General features: G+C 74.6%; 4 protein-coding genes and 1 pseudogene. 4 read left to right on the top strand and 1 reads right to left on the bottom strand.

Annotation, left to right across the window (positions count from 1 at the left end; genetic code table 11):
• From CR470_RS36770 to CR470_RS36755, 4 genes are all read left to right on the top strand, one after another.
• Positions 1-677: Tox-REase-5 domain-containing protein (locus CR470_RS36770; RefSeq protein ID WP_218923802.1), on the top strand; the 677-nt coding region annotated here is incomplete at its 5' end.
• A 123-nt stretch (positions 678-800) separates the two neighbouring features.
• A complete protein-coding gene (locus CR470_RS36765) occupies positions 801-1,499 on the top strand; it encodes a hypothetical protein (RefSeq protein ID WP_097872027.1) in 699 nt (232 codons plus the stop codon).
• On the top strand, positions 1,496-2,026 hold the full coding sequence (locus CR470_RS36760) for a hypothetical protein (RefSeq protein WP_097872025.1): 531 nt from the start codon (positions 1,496-1,498) through the stop codon (positions 2,024-2,026). The genes CR470_RS36765 and CR470_RS36760 overlap by 4 nt, the downstream gene beginning before the upstream one ends.
• An 82-nt stretch (positions 2,027-2,108) precedes the next feature.
• Positions 2,109-2,891: an isoprenyl transferase gene (locus tag CR470_RS36755; RefSeq protein WP_097872023.1), complete on the top strand. Its 783-nt coding sequence runs from the start codon at positions 2,109-2,111 to the stop codon at positions 2,889-2,891.
• Between the two features lie 40 nt (positions 2,892-2,931).
• On the opposite strand, the pseudogene CR470_RS36750 reads toward CR470_RS36755, so the two are convergent.
• A pseudogene (locus CR470_RS36750) lies at positions 2,932-3,399 on the bottom strand (PucR family transcriptional regulator); the annotation flags it as partial.
• Positions 3,400-3,414 lie beyond the last annotated feature (15 nt).

Genomic DNA, 3,414 nt, shown 5'->3' with positions numbered 1-3,414 from the left:
GGTGCGACGAGGCGGCCAAGGCCGCCGCCGCCCGGGCGCGGGCCGCCGAGCGGGCCGCCCACCTGGAGCGGAAGAGGCTGGAGGAGCCCGAGCGGGCGCGCAAGGCGGAGGTGGACAAGAAGAAGTACCCGGAGGCGCAGCGCAACGACACCTCCGACCCGCGCAACTACAACCCGCCGTCCTGGGCCGACGGCCTCAAGGACCGTACGCTCGGGGACGCCGACGCGGGAGACGGTTACTGGGCGAGCCGGGACCGCAACCCCGCGCCCAACTGGAAGAACGAGTCCTGGCTGCGCTACCAGGAGCAGGTGACCGGCACCAATCGGGGCCAGGAGTACGTCGTACCGCATCCCCGGGAGGGCAAGCCGGCGGTGGAGTACGACGGCTGGGACTCCTCCCGGCAGACGTTCCTGGAGGCCAAGAACGGTTACGGCAGCTATCTGTCCAAGTCCGACAGTGGGTCCCTCACCCCGTCGGGCAAGGACAAGTTCGTCACCGAGGCCCGCGCCCAGGTGGAGGCGTCCGGCGGCCGGAGCGTGGAGTGGCACTTCTCCGACCCGAAGGTCGCCAAGGCCGCCCGCAAGGCCTTCCGTGACGAAGGGCTGCCGGTCAAGGTGGTCCACAGCCCGACGAAGCCCAACGACAGCACCAGGAAACCGGGGGCGTTCGACGAGTAGGCCACGCCCGGACGGACCCCCCGCGCTCGCGGGCGCCTTGTAGCCTGCACGCGTGGTGATCCCGGCCGCCGTCCGGCCGGGGGGACCGTGCGCAGTGGGCAGGCCGACGGAGGAGAGACGAGCATGCGACGTGTAGTGCGGGGCTTCTGGGGACCCCGGCCGGAGCCGGCCGAGGCGCTGGCCGACCGGTGGCGGCGGACCCTCGACGGGCTCGCCGAGCTGGTCCCGCAGGCGGCCGACGCCTGGAGCCAGGTCCACGGGAACGGACCCGCCACCGCCTTCACCCCCGACGGGGACGCCCTGCTCGGCGCGCTCCGCACCGCCCAGAGCGCGGCCGACTGGTCGGACCTCACCGGCACGGGGCTGCGGCTCGTCGGCACCGGGGCGCGCGGCTGGGAGGCGGAGGTCAGCGGACTGGCCGGGGGAGCCCCGGAGTTCCTGCTCCAGTCGCTCGCGATCGTCCTGCACACCCCGGACGAGGCCGTGGTCCCCGAGGAGGCGCTCCTGTCGCTCGTCGCCCGGGTGTGGGAACCGGACTTCGGCGATGTGAGCGACGACGACGTGCTGGACGCACTGGAGGACGACGCCGGGTACGCCGTCGGCGACCCGGTCGTCGGCCGGACCGGCTACCTTTCCCCGGCCCGTGCCGCCCTCGTCCCCGGCGACCTGGAGACGGTCCGTGAACCCCTGCCCGGCGGCGGGGAGTTGCTGAGCATCGCGGCCCCGGGCGACAGCGCGACGGTGGTCCGGGTCTACGAACGGCTGCGCGAGGCGGGGGCGCTGGCTCCGCTGCCCCGTCCGATGGACCGGGCGGTCCTGTGACCTGCCGGGCGGGCGAGGAGTTCGACGCGGAGCGTGCGGCGGCCGAGGTGACCGGGCTCCTCGCCGCCCCCGTACCGGCCACCGGTCCCACCGCCGCCGAGGGCGACCCGGACACCGGCGAGTGGACGGTCACCGTCGGGGCGGGCTTCCGTATCGTGCCGCTCTGGGAGGGCCACTCCCTCACCGGGGTGTACGCCCCCGAGTGGAACGACGCGGTGGAGGGCGCCGAGGATCGTCTGGCGCTGCTGGCACGGACGTTGGACGGCCGCTGGGGCCCGCACCGGCCGGTGCGCCTGCACGCGGCGCTGCTGCGGTGGGAGGCCGGGACGCCCGTGGAGCCGCTGCACGAGGCGCTGTTCGCCCAGGATCTGTACGGGGACCTGGAGGTCTGGGGCCCCGTCGCCCCCGGCGGCCGGTGGATCGCCCTGACCGTGGGGCACAGCGACGGGGACGCGCCGCTGGTGCTGGCCGCCCTGGTCAGCGACCGTCCGGTCACCGAACCGGAGGACGGGGACGGGCCGTTGTGATGACCGGCCGGATCCGGCCGGAGGCGTCCGGGGCCGCCGACGAGGTCCTCCGGCACCGGCGGTCCTGTGATGGAGTGGGTCCATGAAGCTGCTCCCCCTGTTCCTCCGACGGCCGATCGAAGCGGTGTACGAGCGTCGGCTCGCCGCCACGCTGGTGGGTCTGCCGCGCCCCCAGCACGTAGGGATCATGGTCGACGGCAACCGGCGCTGGGCCCGGAAGGCCGGGCACACGGACGTCCGGGAGGGCTACCGGGCGGGTGGCGCCAAGGTGACCACGTTCCTGGGCTGGTGCACGGCCGCCGGGATCGAGCACGTGACCCTCTTCATGCTCTCCGACGACAACCTGGGCCGCCCCGCCGAAGAACTCGGACCCCTGATCGAGGTCATCGAGGAGACCGTCCGGGACATCACCGCCGAGGGCCGGGACTGGGAGGTCCGGGCGATCGGCTCGCTCGACATGCTGCCCGGCGCCAGCGCCCGGGTGTTCAAGGAGGCCACCGCCGCCACGGCCGGGCGCGGCGGCCTCAAGGTGGACGTGGCGGTCGGCTACGGCGGCCGGCGCGAGATCGTCGACGCCGTGAAGAGCGCCTTCGAGGAGCACATCGCGGCCGGCGGCGACCCGGCCGAACTGGTCGCCCGGTTCGGGATCGACGACATCTCCCGGCACCTCTACTCGCCCGTGGCCGACCACACCGACTTCATCATCCGCACCTCCGGGGAGCAGCGGCTGTCCGGCTTCCTCCTCTGGCAGTCCGCCTACGCCGAGATGCACTGGGTGGACTGCTACTGGCCGGCCTTCCGGCACGTGGACTTCCTGCGCGCGCTGCGCTCGTACGCGAACCGGGAACGCCGCTTCGGCAAGTGACGGGGTCGGCCGAGCGCCGCTGCGAACGGGCCCGGCGCCCCTACAGTCGGGCCCGCTTCACCGCCATGTGCAGCAGCAGCCGGTCCTCGCCGTCGTTCAGGTCGAGGCCGGTGATCTGCTGGATGCGGGAGAGCCGGTAGTACAGCGTCTGGCGGTGGATGCCCAGCGCGGCGGCCGTCCGGCCCGCCTGGCCCGCGCGGTCCAGGAACACCTCGGCGGTGTGCGCCAGCTCCCGGTGCGACGGGGTCAGCAGCGGGGCGACCGCCGGGTCCCCGGGGCCGTCGCCGGCGCCCGGGAGGGCGGTCAGCAGGCGGTACGGGCCGATCGCCGACCACCGGGCGACCGGGCCGAGGCGGGTCTCGGCCCGTGCCGCGCGGGCCGACGCCGTGGCCTCGCGCCAGGAGACCGTCAGCTCGTCCAGGCCCCGGCGCGGCGTGGCGATCCCCCCGGTGGCGGCCGGTCCCGCGCCGGTGCGCAGCCGGTCCGCGGCGCTCAGGGCCGGGTCGAGGCCTGTCTCTTATAC

The organism is Streptomyces sp. rh34, from assembly GCF_002551245.1.
GTDB lineage: Bacteria > Actinomycetota > Actinomycetes > Streptomycetales > Streptomycetaceae > Streptomyces.
This window is presented reverse-complemented; position numbering and strand designations above follow the sequence as displayed.